Source organism: Amycolatopsis nalaikhensis (genome assembly GCF_030264295.1).
GTDB classification, from domain to species: domain Bacteria; phylum Actinomycetota; class Actinomycetes; order Mycobacteriales; family Pseudonocardiaceae; genus Amycolatopsis; species Amycolatopsis nalaikhensis.
The window spans coordinates 3,734,014-3,751,718 of sequence record NZ_CP127173.1; the positions used below are offsets into that span (position 1 = coordinate 3,734,014).

General features: G+C 71.5%; 18 protein-coding genes. 8 read left to right on the forward strand and 10 right to left on the reverse strand.

The window, feature by feature from the left end:
• Positions 1-283 precede the first annotated feature (283 nt).
• The 5 genes from QP939_RS18555 to QP939_RS18575 all read right to left on the reverse strand — a co-directional run bounded on the left by QP939_RS18555 (position 284) and on the right by QP939_RS18575 (position 4,842).
• Positions 284-1,078 (reverse strand): arylamine N-acetyltransferase family protein, encoded by a 795-nt coding sequence (locus QP939_RS18555; RefSeq protein WP_285459782.1) that lies wholly within the window; start codon positions 1,076-1,078, stop codon positions 284-286.
• 105 nt (positions 1,079-1,183) lie between these two features.
• On the reverse strand, positions 1,184-1,807 hold the full coding sequence (locus QP939_RS18560; RefSeq protein WP_072476063.1) for a superoxide dismutase: 624 nt from the start codon (positions 1,805-1,807) through the stop codon (positions 1,184-1,186).
• Positions 1,808-1,996: 189 nt separating this feature from the next.
• Positions 1,997-2,656, reverse strand: a complete 660-nt coding sequence (locus tag QP939_RS18565; RefSeq protein WP_285458036.1) for a biliverdin-producing heme oxygenase — start codon at positions 2,654-2,656, stop codon at positions 1,997-1,999.
• 73 nt (positions 2,657-2,729) lie between these two features.
• A complete protein-coding gene (locus tag QP939_RS18570; RefSeq protein ID WP_285458037.1) occupies positions 2,730-3,326 on the reverse strand; it encodes a TetR/AcrR family transcriptional regulator in 597 nt (198 codons plus the stop codon).
• Between the two features lie 16 nt (positions 3,327-3,342).
• Positions 3,343-4,842, reverse strand: a complete 1,500-nt coding sequence (locus QP939_RS18575; protein ID WP_285458038.1) for a glutamate-cysteine ligase family protein — start codon at positions 4,840-4,842, stop codon at positions 3,343-3,345.
• Positions 4,843-5,053: 211 nt separating this feature from the next.
• On the opposite strand from QP939_RS18575, the gene QP939_RS18580 reads away from it, so the two are divergent.
• Complete coding sequence (locus QP939_RS18580; protein ID WP_285458040.1) at positions 5,054-5,860, forward strand: TrmH family RNA methyltransferase; 807 nt, start codon at positions 5,054-5,056, stop codon at positions 5,858-5,860.
• A 40-nt stretch (positions 5,861-5,900) separates the two neighbouring features.
• Entirely contained in the window at positions 5,901-6,515 is a 615-nt protein-coding gene (locus tag QP939_RS18585) for a DUF2537 domain-containing protein (protein ID WP_285458041.1), read from the forward strand.
• On the opposite strand, the gene QP939_RS18590 is transcribed toward QP939_RS18585, so the two are convergent.
• Positions 6,502-7,938, reverse strand: a complete 1,437-nt coding sequence (locus tag QP939_RS18590) for a hypothetical protein (protein WP_285458042.1) — start codon at positions 7,936-7,938, stop codon at positions 6,502-6,504. The two genes, QP939_RS18585 and QP939_RS18590, sit on opposite strands and share 14 nt — an antisense overlap.
• Positions 7,939-7,992: 54 nt before the next feature.
• Between QP939_RS18590 and QP939_RS18595 the strand changes: the two genes are divergently transcribed.
• A complete protein-coding gene (locus tag QP939_RS18595) occupies positions 7,993-8,346 on the forward strand; it encodes an MmcQ/YjbR family DNA-binding protein (protein ID WP_285458043.1) in 354 nt (117 codons plus the stop codon).
• A gap of 91 nt (positions 8,347-8,437) precedes the next feature.
• Here QP939_RS18595 and sepH read toward each other — a convergent pair whose 3' ends face one another.
• From sepH to QP939_RS18610, 3 genes are all read right to left on the reverse strand, one after another.
• Positions 8,438-9,283, reverse strand: coding sequence for a septation protein SepH (sepH, locus tag QP939_RS18600; protein ID WP_285458044.1), 846 nt, complete (start codon positions 9,281-9,283; stop codon positions 8,438-8,440).
• A gap of 320 nt (positions 9,284-9,603) precedes the next feature.
• Positions 9,604-10,752, reverse strand: coding sequence for a HAMP domain-containing sensor histidine kinase (locus QP939_RS18605; RefSeq protein ID WP_285458045.1), 1,149 nt, complete (start codon positions 10,750-10,752; stop codon positions 9,604-9,606).
• Positions 10,749-11,411, reverse strand: a complete 663-nt coding sequence (locus tag QP939_RS18610; RefSeq protein WP_285458046.1) for a response regulator transcription factor — start codon at positions 11,409-11,411, stop codon at positions 10,749-10,751. Before QP939_RS18610 ends, QP939_RS18605 begins: the two co-directional genes overlap by 4 nt.
• A gap of 105 nt (positions 11,412-11,516) precedes the next feature.
• Here QP939_RS18610 and QP939_RS18615 point away from each other — a divergent pair, with 105 nt between their 5' ends.
• The 5 genes from QP939_RS18615 (at position 11,517) to QP939_RS18635 (ending at position 16,525) form a co-directional block, all read left to right on the forward strand.
• Positions 11,517-12,056: a hypothetical protein gene (locus tag QP939_RS18615; protein WP_285458047.1), complete on the forward strand. Its 540-nt coding sequence runs from the start codon at positions 11,517-11,519 to the stop codon at positions 12,054-12,056.
• Positions 12,053-13,147, forward strand: a complete 1,095-nt coding sequence (locus QP939_RS18620) for a peptidoglycan-binding protein (protein ID WP_285458048.1) — start codon at positions 12,053-12,055, stop codon at positions 13,145-13,147. The genes QP939_RS18615 and QP939_RS18620 overlap by 4 nt, the downstream gene beginning before the upstream one ends.
• Positions 13,144-13,830, forward strand: a complete 687-nt coding sequence (locus tag QP939_RS18625) for an ABC transporter ATP-binding protein (RefSeq protein WP_285458049.1) — start codon at positions 13,144-13,146, stop codon at positions 13,828-13,830. The genes QP939_RS18620 and QP939_RS18625 overlap by 4 nt, the downstream gene beginning before the upstream one ends.
• Entirely contained in the window at positions 13,827-15,032 is a 1,206-nt protein-coding gene (locus QP939_RS18630) for an ABC transporter permease (RefSeq protein WP_285458050.1), read from the forward strand. The genes QP939_RS18625 and QP939_RS18630 overlap by 4 nt, the downstream gene beginning before the upstream one ends.
• Positions 15,033-15,316: 284 nt before the next feature.
• Entirely contained in the window at positions 15,317-16,525 is a 1,209-nt protein-coding gene (locus QP939_RS18635; protein WP_285458051.1) for a glycosyltransferase 87 family protein, read from the forward strand.
• On the opposite strand, the gene serC is transcribed toward QP939_RS18635, so the two are convergent.
• Complete coding sequence (gene serC, locus QP939_RS18640) at positions 16,518-17,642, reverse strand: phosphoserine transaminase (protein ID WP_285458052.1); 1,125 nt, start codon at positions 17,640-17,642, stop codon at positions 16,518-16,520. The genes QP939_RS18635 and serC overlap by 8 nt on opposite strands.
• Positions 17,643-17,705: the final 63 nt, after the last annotated feature.

Genomic DNA, 17,705 nt, shown 5'->3' on the forward strand with positions numbered 1-17,705 from the left:
CGACAGCGCGATCAGGACCGTGTGGTCTTTCCTCGGTTGGTGCGTCCCCCTCATGTTCACGCTGTGACCGTATCGGCACGCACCGACAAAATCCGGGGTTCCGCACACCTGAAGTCACCCGAAGGAGTGAGATCCGAGTCTCTGCAGTGGACCCCTTGCCCGTAGAGATGAGGTTAGGCTAACCTCATACGTGTCCGCTTCGTGGTGGGAGCGGCAGTCAGTTCGGGAACGGACGGAGCCCCGGCACTGGGAACCCCAGGCCGGGGCTTCGTTCATGCCGGGCTCACGGCAGTGTCGGGCTGAGCGCTCCGCTCGTCAAGGGACTCTCACCCGGCGGAGTAGGCAGCTTCGTCAGCGCCATCCCGAAGTACACGCGGTACGCCGCGCGGATCGCCTCCGGGCTGGGCAGCACGACCTCGTGGCGGACCCCCTCCACCGTCTCGATCAGCTTGTCGCCCGACAGCGTCACCCGGCCCTGGGACGTCGGCCGGGAGCACGTCAGCGACCGCGTGAAGTGCGACTCCGGGGACGTCGACTGCCACCACGCCATCGGCGCGAAGTCGGCCAGCGGGCGGGGACGGCGCTCCAGGCGGTACTGCGGCTTGCCGTCCATCAGGACGTCGATGTCGCCGTGGGGTGCGTCCAGCAGGAGGAACTCGCCGAGCTGGGTGTCCACGCCGGACAGGCGCAGCGGGTGCTCGGCGAACCGGCCGAACCCGACGTCGACCAGCCACGGCTCGTCCAAGGTCACGACGATCGCCGCGTGGTCGAGGGGCGGGCCGAGCGTGCCGTCCGGGCGGAACACCTGCGCCGCGTGCAACGAGGCTTCGTAGCCCAGCTCGCGCAGGAGGGCCGCGAACAGGCCGTTCAGCTCGTAGCAGAAGCCGCCGCGTCTGCGGCGCACGATCTTCTCGAAGAGCTCGTCCTCCGCCAGCACGACGTGCTCGCCGAGGTGGACGCTCAAGTTCTCGAACGGGACCGCGGCGAGGTGGCGTTCCTGCAGGTGGCGCAGCGTCGCGAGGTCGGGCGCCGCGGGGCGGGCGACGCCGAGGCGGTCCAGGTACGCGTCGATGTCCATGCCGTCCACCCAAACACCTCGACCGCACTCGAGGTCAAGGGTTTTTCACCCGGCGACGAAAACGGGGCCCTTCCCGGCGGAAGAGCCCCGTTGACGAGGGAAGACTCAGCCGAGCAGCAGGCCGTTGCCGCCCGCGACGGCGTTGTCGAACCGCTTGGAGATCTCGGCCCAGTTGAAGATGTTCCACAGAGCCTTGACGTAGTCCGGCTTCACGTTCTTGTAGTCCAGGTAGAACGCGTGCTCCCAGACGTCGACCAGCAGGATCGGCACGGTCGGCAGGATCAGGTTGTTGTGGTGGTCGCGCAGCTGCTGGGTGATCAGCGTCTTGCCGATCGGGTCCCAGGAGAGCGCGCCCCAGCCGTTGCCCTGGATCGTGGTGGAGACGGCGGTGAACTGCGCCTTGAACTTGTCGAAGGAGCCGAACGCCTCGTCGATCGCCGCGGCCAGCTCGCCGGTCGGCTTGTCGCCACCTTCCGGCGACAGGATCTTCCACCACACGACGTGGTTGGCGTGGCCGGCCAGGTTGAAGGCCAGCGTGGTCTCCAGGCCGACGATCGAGCCGAAGTCGTTCGCTTCGCGGGCGGCTTCGAGCTTCTCGAGCGTGTCGTTCGCGCCCTTGACGTAGGTCGCGTGGTGCTTGCTGTGGTGCAGCTCGTTGATCTCGCCGGAGATGTGCGGCGCGAGGGCACCGTAGTCGTAGTCGAGATCGGGCAGCTCGTAGCGGGCCATTGGCCCTCCTTCTGTCTTCGACACAAGTTTCCGGTTACGAACCTAGTAGCACACGCCCTTCCGCGGCGAGCGGGGGCATGTGGCCATCACAACGTGGGACGGCGGTCCGTGAGTGGCGTACCCAAGAGGTGCACCACCCGAAACCGAGACTGCAACTTGGACTTAACTGGAGGTCAACGGGCTGTGAGATCAGGCACGGAATTCGTCGAGCCGGGTCGCCAGCTCGTCGAAGACGGCGACGTTGCACTCGAACGCCACGACCGTCTCGTCGATCACCCGCGCGCGCTCGGCTTCGTCCCACGGCGCGTTGTCCAGCTTCGCGCGGTACTGATCGCGGAAGCGGGGCGCGCTGCCGATCTCGTCGAAGTGGTAGAACAGCGCGCCCGCCTCGGCGACGTCGTAGTTCTTCTCCAGCGTGCGCCGGATGACCTGGCCGCCCGCGATGTCGCCGAGGTAGCGCGTGTAGTGGTGGGCCACGTACCCGCCCGCCCACGTCGACGCCTCCCGGATCCGCGAGACGTACGCCTGGGTCGACGCGAGCGGCGAGATCGTCGAGCGCCAGTCCGGGCCGACCAGGTGGGCGAGGTCGCGCTCGAGGTTCGGCAGGCGCCGCAGCTCGTCGAAGACGAACTCGCCCCCGACCGGGTGACCCGCCATCGCGTCGCTGGCCGCCTCGATCGCGCCGTAGATGAAGTAGTACTGGATCGCCAGCTGGGTGTAGCCGTCCTGCGACAGTTCGCTGCCGAGCAGCGCGCGCATGTACTCGGAGTAGTTCGCCTTCTCGTGCACCTCGAGCGTCGACGCGCGCAGGGTCGCCGAGAACGGGCGAGCGTCCGTGGTCACCGACATGGGCAGGCCTCCCGGCGATCGATCTGACACGCTGTCAGAAAGATCGTAGGGCACAATCCCGGCTTAGGCTACCCTAAATCGACGCCCCGACCGCCCGGAGCACGAACCGGACGGCGGCCTCGACGACGTCGTCCAGCCGCTCCGGCGGCACCTCGACCAGCGTCCGGTTGCCCAGCGCGGCGGTGATCATCGGGATCAGGACGTCCGGGTCTTCGGCGGGCCAGCGCCCCAGGTCGACGCCGCCGGCGAGGATCGCGCGCAGCCGGTCGGTGATCGGGTCGGCGTGCGCGCTGATCCGCCGGTACGCCGCGGGGGCCAGCGCCGACGCGAGCGCCGTGCCCGGCGGCATGTGGTACTCGGCCAGCACGCGCAGCTGCAGCCGGACGAACGTGGCGAGCTGGTCGGCCGGGTCGGCCTGGGCCTCGACGGCCTCGGTCAGCCGCGTGACGTACCGGGCGGCCTCGTCCTCGACGAAGGCGACGAGCAGGCTTTCCTTGTCCGGGAAGTGGTTGTACAGCGCGGTCCGGCCCACCCCGGCCGCCGACGCGACACCGGCGAGCGTGATCGCGTCGAAGCCGCGTTCGTAGAGCTGGGCGCGCAGGACGTCGAAGACCCGCGTGCGCACTTCGCGCCGGTGCGCCTCCAGGGACTCACCGAGAATCTTCGGCATCGACCCAGGTTAGCGGTCAGTCGCTCAGCTGCCAGGTGTGCACCGGCTCGCCCGACTCCGACAGCTCCAGGTAGCGCCCCAGCATCCGGGTCAGCGCCGCTTCCCGGTCCATCCCGCGTTCCTGCGCGCGCACGACGTAGTCGCGCTGCCAGGTCGCCCCGGTCCGCCGCGCGAGACACCGCCGCTCGATGATCCCGAGGTAGCGCTCGCGTGCTTCGTCCGAAACGTCGGAGCGGCGCAGCCCTTCGTGCGCGAGCGGGAGCAGCACGCGCAGCGCCAGCTCGTCCGGCGGGATCCAGCCGATGCCCGGCCAGTACAGCTGCGCCTCGAAGCCGCGGCGCGCGCCCGCGTAGAGGTTCTCTTCCGCCGCCTGGAAGGACATCTGGCTCCACACCGGGCGTTCCGCCTCGGCGAGCGCGCGCTGGGCGCCGTAGAAGAACGCCGCGTTCGCCACCGTGTCCACGACCGTCGGCCCGGCCGGCAGCACGCGGTTCTCCACGCGCAGGTGCGGCAGGCCGTCGACGACGTCGTACACCGGCCGGTTCCAGCGCCAGATCGTCCCGTTGTGCATGCGCAGTTCGGTGAGCTTCGGCGCCTGCCCCGCGTCGAGCGCTTCGATCGGGTCCTCGGCATCGGTTTCCGGGAGCAGGCCGGGGAAGTAGCGGACGTTCTCCTCGAACAGGTCGAAGATCGACGTGATCCAGCGTTCGCCGAACCACACGCGCGGCCGCACGCCCTGGTTCTTCAGCTCTTCCGGCCGGGTGTCGGTCGCCTGCAGGAACAACGGGATGCGCGTCTCGTGCCACAACGCCTTCCCCAACAGGAACGGCGAGTTCGTGGCGAGCGCGATCTGCGGGCCCGCCAGGCACTGCGCCGCGTTCCAGTGCGCGGCGAACTCCTCGGGCGCGACCTGCAGGTGTAGCTGCACACTCGTGCAGGCCGCCTCCGGCAGGATCGATTCCGCGTAGCTGCGCAGGCGTTCCGGCTGCTGCCCCGGCAGCGGCGAGCCTTCCATCGCCAGCACCGTGCGTTCCCCGCGCGCGGCGAAGATCTGGTCGTTCAGCGTGGCGTAGCGGGCTTTGTTGGTGAGCCACTTCTGGTCGAAGTGCTCGTGCTTCAACGTCGGCAGGATGCCGATCATCGCCAGCGTCGAGCCGGTGTCGCGGGCCTTCGACGCGGCGGTGTCGAGGTACGCGCGGAGGTCGTCTTCCAGCTGGAGCGCGGAATCACCGGCCAGCGGCCGCGGCGGCACGTTCAGCTCGAGGTTGTGCTGCCCCAGCTCCGTGGTGAACGACGGGTCGTCGAGCGCCTCGAGCACGGCGGTGTTCGTCATCGACGGGCGCAGTTCGCGGTCGACGAGGTTCAGCTCCACCTCGAGGCCGATGTTCTTGCGGGGGAAGGAAAAACTGCCGTCGGTGAGCATGCGGGCCAACGTGTCCAGGCAACGCTGCACCTTGCGGCGGTACCGTCCCCGGTCGAGCGTGTTGAACGGTTGAGCCGCGAGGTCCATCCCCATGACCATCCCTGCTTTGCGTCGGCGTGGAACTAGGACGTGTTTCAGGTCCCGGCGGACAACCGTTACACAGTCGATGCACCCGGGCTAGCGGCCAAACTGGTGCTCTCCGTCACGACGAGTTAACCGACAGCAAAATGAACCCGTTCGTACCACCGGTGGCTGGACGTTCGGACCAGCGAGGCGCCCGGCAAGCGGATGACAGACTGTGCGCATGGGCGTGATCCACATCGACGACCGGGCCGACCCGCGGGTCGACGACTTCCGCGACCTGTCCACTGCGGACCGCCGCCCGGACCGGCCGGGCGGCAAGGGACTCGTGATCGCCGAAGGCACCGTCGTGGTGTCCCGGCTGCTGGCGTCCCGCTACCCGGTTCGCGCGCTGCTGGGCGTGGAACGGCGGTTCGCCGAACTCGCGGACGAGCTCGCCGGGACCGATCTGCCCCAGTACGTCACGTCCGCGGAGACGATGGCGGAAATCGTCGGTTTCCACCTGAACCGCGGGATCCTCGCGGTCGCCGGCCGGCCCGCGCCGCTCACGGTTTCCGAAGTCGTGGCCGACGCCGGCACGGTCGCCGTGCTGGAAGGGGTGGGAGACCACGAAAACCTCGGCGCGCTCTTCCGCAACGCGGCCGCGCTCGGCGTCGGTGGCGTGCTGCTCGGCCCCGGCTGTTCGGACCCGCTGTACCGGCGCAGCGTCCGCGTTTCGATGGGACACGTGCTGCGCGTGCCGTTCGGGCACCTGACCGACTGGCCCGGCGGGCTCGACGAGCTGCGGGCGCGCGGGTTCGCCGTCGCCGCGTGCACGCCGCGGCCGGGCTCGGTCCCGCTGCCCGAGCTGCGCCGGTACGCGCCCGGGCGGGTGGCCTTGCTGTTCGGCGCCGAAGGTCCCGGGCTGACCGAAACGGCGCTCGCGGCGGCTGATCATGCGGTCCGGATACCCATGCCGGCGGGAGTCGACTCACTCAACATCGCCACGGCCGCCGCCGTGGCCTTCTACGAACTGGCGCGGGACCACTAAGGTTCGGTTCTCGGACTTCTCGTGCGGTGCGGAGGGACCCATGGAGCTGCGGATCCGCGATGAGCGCGCGGTGCTGGCCGGTCCCGGCGGGGAGCACGCGCGCGAGGTGGACCCGCACAAGCTCGCCATCGGCGCCGACCTGGCGCAGGCGCTGCACGAATGGGCGCGCGTCGCGTCCGCGGTCGCCACCGAATCCGGCGCGGAGGCGGGCGCGGTCGTCTCGCAGCGCGGGCGGCAGCTGGCGGGCAGGCTGGCCTCGGTGATGGGCACGACCGTGCGGTTCGTGGACCCGGTGACCGGCGAGGAGAACGTCGTCGAGCCGCCGCCGCGCACCCCCGAACAGCCCGGCCACCGGTTCGTCCGCTCGGTGCTCGGCGAGCCGGGGCCGCCCGGCGAGCCGACGCCGTGGCTGACCGGGCTCACCGTCTCGGCGTTCATCGCGGCCGTGGTCGTCGTCGCGATGCTGGCGCTGGCGACGACGCTGGCCCGCGAGACCAGCGGCTGGCTGGCGCTCGTGGCGACGGTCGTCGTGACGGCCGGGATCACGCCGTCGCTCTGGCTGATCCGCCGGACGCCGATCCTGCGCTGGGCCGCCTACGGCGCGGCCGGCGGGGTCGTGATCGCGTGGGCCGGGGTCCTGGTCATCGCCCTCTGACGTAGGTGACGAGCGTGCCCTGGGCGTTGGTCCGGGTCTGGCTGCCGAAGAAGTAGCCGTGGAAGTGCGCGATCTGGCCGATCAGCTCCGGGGAGACGTCGAACTGGCCGGAGAAGAACGTCACGCTGTTGCCGCCGTTGAACTCCCCGGCCAGCCAGCCGACGCGCGTCGAGCGGGGGAAGACCCGGAGCACCCAGAGCAGCGGGGGCACGCCCGGCACGGTCAGGCCGAAGCCGATCGCGAAGATGCGCGGGTCGTCGGTGAGCGCGCTCGTCAGGGCGCTGCCGCCGAAGCACAGCACGACCCACGTGGCCGGGGCGAGGAACCCGGCGAACGACATCCGGAACCTTCGGCGGACCGGCGGGGCCGACGGGCGGCGCAGCAGCAGGACGCGGTCGGTGGCGTCCGCGAACTCCGCGGCGGGGACGAGGCCTTCGCCGCCCGCGATTTCGATGATCCGGGGCGGCGACAGCTTCGCGTGCCGGACGCTCACCCACAGCTCGTCGCGGCCGTCGAGGTGGTTGCGCAGCCACTGCTCCCGGCCCGGTTCCTCGGCGGGCGGGGTGAACACCGGCGGCGGGAGCGGGGCCGGATTGCCGAACAACAGGCCCGGACGGCACTTCGCGAAGAGCATGTTCGAGCTGTTGCGGCCGGAGTGGTACGGGCCGACGAAGAAGTAGCCGTAGAGCGCGGCGACTTCGCCGTGGAGGTCGGCGGACAGCGACGGCGGCGGAGCCACCACGACCTGCGAGCCGCCGTCGAAGGACTCGTCGAGCCAAGGCATCCGCCGCGACCGGCCGGCGATCGCCCGCACGAGGAACTGGGCGCCGACGGCGGCGGCCAGGCCGACCGGGAGCAGCAGGAGCGGCCACTTCTGCGCGGAACTCGCCGCGAACCACGTCCCCACGCCGATTCCCACGACGCTGACGACCGCGACGATGCCCTGGACCGCGCCGAGGCTGAGCCCCTGGTGCGTGCGCGGGCGCAGCTCCTCGTCCGGCAGGCCGTCGCGGCGCAGCAGCAGGAGCCGGTCGGTGGGGTCGGCGACCTCGGCCACCACGCTCATCCCGGCGGCCGCCGCGACCGCGCCGACGTCCGCGCGGCTCAGCCGCAGCCGCCGGAGACTGGCCCAGAACTGCTCCTGCCCGCCGAGCAGCCCGGCCAGCCGCCGCCGGTCGGCGTCCGTGCCGGGGCCGCGGTCGAAGTGCCGCGGGAAGAGGCCGGGGACGAACTCGAACCGCAGGAAACCCGGCTGGTCCGGCGGGATTTCGCGGTAGCGCCGCGACATCGCCGCCTGCCGGACCGCCACGGGGTCGAGGCCCCACCGCGCGGGGGCGACGTCGACCACCGGGGCGCCGGAGAACACGCGGAACCGCAGCTCGCCGAGGCGGACCCGCCAGATCTGGTCGGCGGGCAGCGTCATCGGTCACGCTCCATGATCAGACCCTCCCTCAGCGTGACATCGTAGCCTGGGCGGATGGAGCAGCTCGACGCGTTGCGGAAGGTGTGCCTGGCCCTGCCCGAGGCGACCGAGCGGCTCAGCCACGGCTCGCCGGCGTGGTTCGTGCGCGGCAAGAAGACGTTCGTGATGTTCGCCGACGACCACCACGGCGACGGCAGGCTGGCGTTCTGGTGCCCGGCGCCGCCGGGGGCGCAGGAGGAGCTGGTGCGCACCGAGCCGGAGCGGTTCTTCCGGCCGCCGTACGTCGGCCACCGCGGCTGGCTGGGCGTGCGCCTGGACGTCGACGTCGACTGGGCGGAGGTCGGCCGGATCGTGCGCGAGGCCTACCGCCAGGTGGCGCCGAAGACGCTCGCGGCGCTGGTGGACTAGCGCCCCAATGTGGCCTTCGGTGCGTCAGGCGCACCCAAGGCGGCCTTCGGTGCGTGAGACGCAACCAAGGCCGCCTTGGGGCGCTTGAGGCTCAGCCGCGCTGCGAGCGGACCCCGAGGAGCACGTCCTCCCAGGACGGCACGATCGGGTGGTTCTTCTTGGCCTTCGGCCGCGGCTGCTCGGCCGCGGTGTCTTCTTCCGGCTCCGCCGGGACGCGGGGGATCTCGCGGGTGTCGTCGTCCGGGTCCGGCTCGGCCGACGGCAGTTCCGCGTGCTCCGGGGCGACCGAGTCGAGCGTCGGCTGGAACTCCGCGTCGCGCTTCGGGTCGAGGGCGCGGACCGTGCGCGGGGCCCGGTACGCGTTCGGGTCCAGCAGGACCTCGGCGTTCTCGTCCAGCGCCACGACCGTGCCGCCGTGCGCCCCCGGCGAGAACGCCCAGTGCGCGCGGTTGTCCGACCGCCCGGCCTTCCACTGCAGCACGACGACCCAGCGGCCGTCGTCGCCCTTCCAGGAGTCCCAGGTGGCCTGGGAGTAGTCGTGACCGCGGACGCCGAAGCCGTACGCGACGACCTCGCCGAGCGTCTGCACGTCGGGGCCGTCCTCGCGGACCGGGTGGGCGCTCTGCGCCAGCTCCGCGGTGCGCGACCGCTCGAGCAGCACGGGGTAGGCGAAGCGCTCGACGCGCTGCACCGAGACGCCGGCGCTGCTCGCGACCTGCTCGACTGACTCGCCGGCGCGGATTCGCGCCTGGATCTCGCGTGGCCGCATCTGGCTCTCCAACTCGATTTCGATCTGGCCGAGGCGGGTGATGTCTCCCCGCGCCGCCGCGCGCAGTCTCTCATCGGCCGGGAGGAGGAAACGCGTACGGCTCGCCGGGTCTTCGCACACGATGGACTTACCGTCCTCGTGCAACCCGACCACCCGCAGCGTGCGCATTGTTCGCCTTCCCCGATGCTTCACCGTTGTGGGTGCCCACGTTAGAACGGCGCGTCGGCTTGACGTGCGAGGCGCGCCGAGTCCGCACCGAACTGCCCACTGTTCACTTCGCGACGTCCCCATCATCGGCCACCCAGGTCAGCGGCCGCCGGGTGACACGCCGACCACGCAAAGTCACGATCGAGTGGATCAAGCAGGCGGCAGCCGGACCGGGGCGCGGGTGGGCTGAAGGGTCCTTTCCTCGCATGTGATGAGAGGAAGGTCCCCTTCAGCGCGTCAGATGCCATGAACGTCCCCTTCAGCCCAGGGGGCGAGGTCGGTCAGGACGGCGGCAACCGGACCGTCACGGTGAGCCCGCCACGCCGCCCGGGCTGGGCCTCGGCGACGCCGCCGTGCGCCGAGGCCACCGAGCGGACGATCGACAACCCCAGCCCCGCGTTGCGCGTGTCGCCGGTTCGCTCCGAGCCGACCCGGCGGAACGGCTCGAACAACGTCGGCACCGCCTCGGGTGGCACCACCGGCCCCGAGTTCCGCACCTCCAGCGCCGGGTCCCCGCGGACCTCGACGTACACCCAGCCGCCCGAGGCGTTGTACGTGATCGCGTTGACCACCAGGTTCGTCACCAGCCGCTCCAGCAGCACCGGGTCGCCCGCCACCACGCGCGGCCGCAGGCGGGTCTCGACCGTCACCCCGGCCGCCTTCGCCGAAGCCGCGGTCGCCCGGACCACCGCGGCCGCCACCTCGTCCAGCCGGACCGGCGTGCGCGCGTGCAGGCCCCGGTCGCTGCGGGCGAGGACCAGCAGGCCCTCGATCATCCGCTCGCTGCGCTCGTTGGTGTGCAGCAGGTGCGTACCGAGTTTCCGCAGGTCCGGCGTCACTTCGGGGTCGGCCATCGCGACCTCGATCAGCGTCCGCTGTACCGCCAGCGGCGTCCGCAGCTCGTGGGACGCGTTCGCGACGAACCGCTTCTGGCTGTCGAACGACTCCGCGAGCCGGTCGAGCATGCCGTCGAAGGTGTCGGCCAGCTCCTTCAGCTCGTCGGGCGGGCCGTCGAGGTTGATCCGGCGGTCGAGCTTGCCCGCCTCCAGCCGGCGCGCGGTCGAGGTGATGTCGTGCAGCGGCCGCAGCGCCCGCCCGGCCATCAGCCAGCCGAACAGCACGGCCAGCGCCGCCGTCGCGACCAGCGCGATCGCCGAGCCGACGACCAATGTGGACAGTGTCGAGGAGCGGTACTCGTCCAGTGATCCGCTGAGCAGCTTCACCGCGACGCCCGGGGATCCCGCGACCGTGGCGCCCTCGACGCCGTAGATCTTGTCGACCGAGCTGATCGTCGTCGAGGCGACCCGGGCCGGGTCCGGCAGCTCGCTCTGCACCAGCAGGTAGTTGAGGACGACGAGGACCAGCCCGGCGAGCAGGAACAGCCCGCCGTACCAGGCCGTGAGCTTCGTCCGGACGGACAGGCCGGTCACGGCGTGCCGAACCGGTAACCCGCGCCGGGCACGGTCTCGATCACCGGCGGGTCGCCCAGCTTGCGCCGCAACGTCATCACCGCGACGCGCACGGCGTTGGTGAACGGGTCCGCGTGCTCGTCCCACGCCTTTTCCAGCAGCTCCTCGGCGCTGACCACCGCGCCCTCGGCCCGCATGAGCACTTCGAGCACGGCGAACTCCTTCGGTGAGAGCAGCAGGAACCGGCCGTCGCGGGCGGCCTGGTGGCGCGGCAGGTCGAGCACGACGCCGTCGCGCTCCAGCACCGGCGGCAACGCCGGCCGCGCGCGCCGCGACAGCGCCTGCACCCGGGCGACCAGCTCGGCGAACGCGAACGGCTTCGTCAGGTAGTCGTCGGCGCCGAGGCCCAGCCCGGCGACGCGGTCGGTGACGTCGGCGGCCGCGGTCAGCATCAGCACCCGCGCCTCGCCACCCGCCCCGACCACCGCGGCGCAGACGTCGTCGCCGTGCACCTTCGGCAGGTCGCGGTCCAGGACCACGACGTCGTAGCCGTGGACGCCGACGCGTTCCAGCGCTTGTTCGCCGTCGTAGCAGACGTCGACGGCCATCGAAAACCGCCGCAGCCCCTCCGCGACCGAGTCGGCCAGCAGCCGCTCGTCCTCCACCACCAGCACGCGCACCCGCCCAGTCTGCGCAGGAGGGCCATAAGGACCGCATAAGCGACGTCGCTTAGCGCGCCCGAATGCCCCGGCCGCGAGCCTGGCGGAGGACGAAAGGAGCGAGCCATGCGAACACGGATCTTCGTCGCGGTGCTCGGAGCGGCGCTGCTGCTCGGGGGCTGCGGCGCGAAGGCCGACGAGGGATCGAAGGTCGCGTCGATCTCGACACCGCCCCAGACGGGTGGCGCCACGGCGGCCGACACCAGCGGCAAGAGCGACGAGGACAAGATGCGCGACTTCGCCAAGTGCATGCGTGAGCACGGCATCGACATGCCCGACCCGAAACCGGCCGGGGACGGCAAGGGCATGGCGATCACGCTGGGCGGAGACGCGAAGGACAGCGGGAAGCTCGAGGCCGCGCAGAACGCGTGCAAGCACCTCATGCCCAACGGCGGCGAGATGAAGCCGCCGAGCGCCGAGGAGCTCGACAAGATGCGCCGGCAGGCCAAGTGCATGCGGGAGCACGGCATCGACATGCCGGACCCGGATCCGTCCGGCAAGGGCACGGTGCGGATCGGCGGGCCGGGTGACGACCCGAAGAAGTTCGAAGAGGCCGCGAAGGCGTGCGGCATGGGCATGTCCGTGCGCTCCGAGGCGGCGAAGTGACCGAAGTGACGCATCTGAAGCCACGCCGTCGCGGCCGGACGCGCTGGTTCATCGCGGCGGCGGTCGTCGTCGTGGTGCTGGGCACCGGCTCCGTCGTGATCCTGACCCGGGTGTCTTCGGCGACCCCCGTGAAGGAGGCCGCGCCACCGCCGGTCGAGACGGCGGAGGTCGTCAAGACCGACCTGAGCGAGGAAGAGGAGGCCGACGGCACGCTCGGCTACGGCGACGAGGAGACCGTCCAAGGCCGCAAGCCCGGCACGATCACCTCGCTGCCCGCGGCCGGGGCCACCCTCACCCGCTGCAAGCCGGTGTACGGCGTGGACGCCAAGCCGGTGCCGCTGTTCTACGGCACGCTGCCGTTCTACCGCGACCTCGCCACCGGCGCGGACGACGGCGCCGACGTCAAGCAGCTGGAGGAGAACCTCAAGGCGTGCGGGTTCGGCGGCTTCGGCACGCCGGACAAGAAGTTCACCTCGGCGACGGCGGCCGCGCTGAAGAAGTGGCAGAAGTCGCTGGGGCTCGAGCAGACCGGCGCGTTCGGCCAGGGCGACGTCGTGCTCGCGCCCGGCGAGGTCCGCGTGTCGGCGGTGTCGGCCAAGCCGGGCGCGCCGGCGCAGGGCGAGGTGCTCAAGACGACCGGGACCGTGCGTTCGGTGCAGGTCAAGCTCGACGCGGCCAAGCAGGACCTGGCCCAGCAGGGCGAAAAGGCGTCGGTGACGATCAACGGGAAGACGACGCAGGGCACGATCACCGACGTCGGCCGGACCGCCGTCGAGGGCAAGGACGCCGCCGGCCAGGACGACGGCAAGCCGAAGATCACCGTGACCGTCCGGCTCGACGACCCGGCCGTCGCCGGTTCCCTCGACTCGGCGCCGGCGACCGTCCGGTTCACCAAGGACGTCCACAAAGACGTGCTCGCGGTCCCGGTCGGCGCGCTGCTCGCGCTCGCCGAAGGCGGCTACGCGGTCGAGGTCGACGAGAACGGCCAGCGACGGCTCATCGGTGTCCAAACCGGACTGTTCAGCGGCGGCAAGGTGGAGGTCACCGGGACCGGCCTGAGCGCGGGCATGCGGGTGGTGACGACGTCGTGACGCCCGTGCTGCGCGTCCACGAGGTCACGCGCACCTACCCCGGCGGGGTCGCCGCGCTCGACGGCGTCTCGCTCGCTCTCGACGACGGCGAGATGGTGGCGATCGTCGGGCCGTCCGGTTCCGGGAAGTCGACCCTGCTGCACCTGATGGGCACGCTCGACCGGCCGTCTTCGGGGCGGATCGAGCTGCACGGCCACGACGTCGCGACGCTGCCGGACCGCAAGGTCTCCGCGCTGCGGTCGCGCTGGATCGGATTCGTGTTCCAGCAGTTCTTCCTCGACGAAGGGATGAGCGCGGTGGACAACGTGTGCACCGGCCTGCTCTACGCCGGGGTGCCGCGGCGACGGCGGCGCGAGCGGGCGCTGGCCGCGCTCGACCGCGTCAAGCTGGGGCACCGGGCGTGGCACCGGCCCGGCGAGCTGTCCGGCGGGGAACGCCAGCGCGTCGCGATCGCGCGGGCCGTGGTCAACGAGCCGTCGATCCTGCTGGCCGACGAGCCGACCGGCAACCTCGACACCGGCACCGGCGCGTCCGTGTTGTCGTTGCTCGGCGAGCTGTCCGCGGACGGCACCACGATCGTCGTGATCACCCACGACCGCGAGATCGCGGCGGGCATGCCGCGCCGGATCGAGCTGCTCGACGGTCACCTGCGCCTCGACACGGGGTTGGCGGTGGCGCGATGACCGCGGTGCTGCTGCCGGAACCGGCCCGGCTGAAGCCGCCGGACGTCGTCGCGCTCGGGGCGCACGGCATGCGGACGCGGCCGGTGCGCGCGGTGCTGTCCGCACTGGGCATCGCGATCGGCGTCGCGGCGATGGTCGCGGTGCTGGCGATCCCGGCGTCGGGCGCGCAGGCCCTGCACGACCGGCTGGCCGCGCTCGGCACCAACCTGCTCACTGCCGGGCCGGGGCAGACGTTGTTCGGGGAAAACGCGACGCTGCCGGACGACGCGGTGGCGATGGCGCGGAGGATCGGGCCGGTCCAGGCGGCGGCGGGCACGGGGACGACGTCGGCGAGCGTGCGGCGCAGCGACAAGATCGCGGCGGACGACACGTCCGGGCTGGCGGTGTACGCGGCGCGCCCTGACCTGCTGGGCGTGCTGGGCGGAAAGGTGCGCGCGGGCGCGTTCCTGGCGGCGGGCAACCAGAACTACCCGGTGACGGTGCTCGGCTCCCAGGCGGCGGCCCGCCTCGGCATCGACCACCTCGACCCGGCGCGGCCACCGCAGGTGCTGATCGGGACGCAGTGGTTCACGGTGGTCGGGATCCTCGCCCCGATGCCCCTGGCGCCGGAGATCGAGCGCTCGGCGTTGGTCGGCTGGGACGTCGCTGAGCGCTTGCTGGGTTTCGACGGCCATCCGTCCACTGTGTACGTTCGAGCGGAAGAGTCCCAAGTGGACGGAGTACGTTCGGTGCTGGCGGCGACGCTGAACCCGCAGGCGCCGAACGAGGTCGAGGTACGACGTCCGTCGGACGCGCTGGCGGCGCAGAAGCTGACGGACACGACGTACAGCGCGCTGTTCCTCGGGCTCGGCGGCGTGGCACTGCTCGTCGGCGGGGTCGGGGTGGCGAACACGATGGTGATCTCGGTGCTGGAGCGGCGACGCGAGATCGGCTTGCGCCGCGCGCTCGGGGCGACGAAACGGCAGGTCCGCGGGCAGTTCCTGGCGGAGTCGGTGCTGTTGTCGGGCCTCGGCGGGCTGGCGGGGGTGCTGGCCGGGGTCCTGGTGACGGCGGGGTACGCGCTCAGCCAGGGCTGGCCGGCGGTGCTGCCGGTGGGCGCGCTGGCGGGCGGGGTGGGCGTAGCGGCGCTGGTCGGGGCGGTGGCGGGGGCCTACCCGGCGATGCGAGCGGCGCGGCTGGCCCCGACGCAGGCCCTGGCCTGAGGGGCGGCCGGGTGGCGGGGCGGTCGGGGGCCCGCCACCCGGCGTGTCGCAGCGGCGTGAGTCGGGCGGGGGCCGCCTGCCGCGGTTCGGGTCGGCCGGGCCACCCCGACCGGACGCCAGCCGACGTCGAGCCGAGGTGAACCTGCCGAATGCCAGGTCAATGCGCTTGCCGGTGCACGGCGGCCGCTGAGCGCCCGGTAATCTCGGCCGGTCGAAGTCCGGGCTGAGGGGGATGCGTGGGGCTTGCTGGGTGGTCCGGGCGGAGAGTCGCATTTTCACTCGCGGTGCTCGAGGTCGCCGCCGTCGTGCTGGTGCTCCTGCTGAAACGCTTCGACGGCTTGGACCTGGAGGTCTACCTCGGCGGGGCCAAAGCGCTGGCCGAGCAGGGCTCGCCCTACGACGCGTGGGTGCCCACCAGCCACCAGATCCTGCTGCCGTTCACCTACACGCCGTTCGCCGCGGCCGTGTTCCTGCCCGGCACGCTGCTGCCGTTCGCCGTGACGATGAAGCTGCTCAGCATCGCCTCGATCGTCTCGACCGGCGTCGTCGCGTACCTCTTCGTCGCGACGCTCAACGGCTCCCTCACCGACTCCTCGAAGGTCAACGGCCGCGCGGTGGCCGCGCTGGTCGCCATCGGCGCGCAGCTCGCCGGGGCCCTGCTGGAGCCGGTGCGCTCGACGCTCGGATTCGGGCAGATCAACGCGCTGCTCATGGTCCTGGTCGTGCTCGACGTCCTGCTGCCCGGTGACCGGAAGCGGACGAAAGGCCTGCTCATCGGCGTGGCCGCGGCGATCAAGCTGACCCCCGCCGTGTTCGTCGTGTACTTCCTGTTCCGCCGGGACTTCCGCTCGGCCGCGCGGGTCGTGCTCGGGTTCGTCGCGGCCGGGGCACTGCTGTGGCTGATCCGGCCGTCGGCGTCCTTCACGTACTGGACGAAGCTCGTGTTCGACGCGGGCCGCATCGGCGGCGTCGACTACGTCGGCAACCAGTCGCTGCACGGCCTGACCGTGCGCGCGGGCTGGCCGGAGTTCGCCTGGGTACTGGCCGCGCTGGTGGTGATGGCCCTGGTCGGGGTGATCGTCGCGCGCGCCGAGCCGGTGCTCGGGCTGACCGCCTGTGCGCTCGGCGGCCTGCTCGTGTCGCCGATCTCGTGGACCCACCACTGGACGTGGTGCGTGCCGATCCTCGTCCTCGCCGGGTGGTACGCGTGGCGCTTCGGCCGGGCGATCCGGTGGGTGGCGGCCGCGGTCGTCGTGGCCGGGCTGACGTTGTTCATCGTCGGTCCGATGTGGTTCGCCCCGCGCCCGGCGCCCTCGGTCGGCTGGTGGCTGGCGACGGAGTCCTACGAACTCTTCGGCCTGCTCCTGCTGGTCCTGGCCACGTTCGCCGCCCCGCGGCTGAAGGGGACGTTCAGTGCGTCAGATGCGCTGAAGGGGACTTTCCTCGCATCAGATGCCAGGAAAGTCCCCTTCAGCTCGCGTCAGGTCAGCTGAGGCGCTCGACCACGTACTCGATGGCCTGCGTCAGCTTCGAGACGTCGTCCGGGTCGATGGCCGGGAACAGGCCGACGCGCAACTGGTTGCGGCCCAGCTTGCGGTACGGCTCGGTGTCGACGATCCCGTTGGCGCGCAGCACCTTCGCCACCGCGGCGGCGTCGACGTCGTCGCTGAAGTCGACCGTGCCGACGACCTGCGAACGCAGGTCCGGGTCCTTCACGAACGGCGTCGTGTAGCTCGTCTTCTCGGCCCATTCGTACAGCCGCGACGACGAATCCTTCGTGCGCGAGGTCGTCCACTCGAGGCCGCCCTGGCCGTTCATCCACTCGATCTGCTCGGCGAGCAGGAACAGCGTGGCCACGGCCGGCGTGTTGTACGTCTGGTCCTTGCGGGAGTTGTCCAGCGCCGTGGTCAGCGACAGGAACTCGGGGATCCAGCGGTCGCTCCCGCCGATCTCGCCGATGCGCTCGACGGCGGCCGGGGAGGCCAGGGCGATCCAGAGGCCGCCGTCCGCGGCGAACGACTTCTGCGGCGCGAAGTAGTAGACGTCGAAGTCCTCGGCCTTGACCGGGAGACCGCCGGCGCCGGAGGTGGCGTCGATCGCGACGAGCGCGCCGTCGCTGCCCTCGGGGCGGCGGACCGGCACGGCCACCCCGGTGGACGTCTCGTTGTGCGCCCAGCCGACGAGGTCCGCACCGTTTTCGTAGGCGATGTCCGGCGCGCTGCCCGGCTCGGCCTTGACGACGATCGGGTCGGCGAGGAACGGCGCGCCCTTGGTCACGGTGGCGAACTTGGAGGAGAACTCGCCGTAGGTGAAGTGCTGCGCGCGCTCGCGGACGAGGCCGAAGGCGGCGGCGTCCCAGAACGCCGTGGTGCCGCCGTTGCCGAGGATCACCTCGTAGCCCTCGGGCAGGGAGAACAGCTCGGACAGACCCGCCCGGACGCGTCCGACGAGGGACTTGACCGGCTTCTGCCGGTGCGACGTGCCGAGGTAGGTGGAGCCGGACTCCGCCAGTGCGCTCAGCTGCTCGGCGCGGACCTTCGACGGTCCGCAGCCGAAGCGGCCGTCGGCCGGCTTGAGGTCTGCGGGGATGGTCAACTCAGCGTCGGTCATGTGGCCAGTCTCTCAGGTCGGGATCCAGCAGGTAACACAGGTGCGCCGGTGTCCGACATGTGG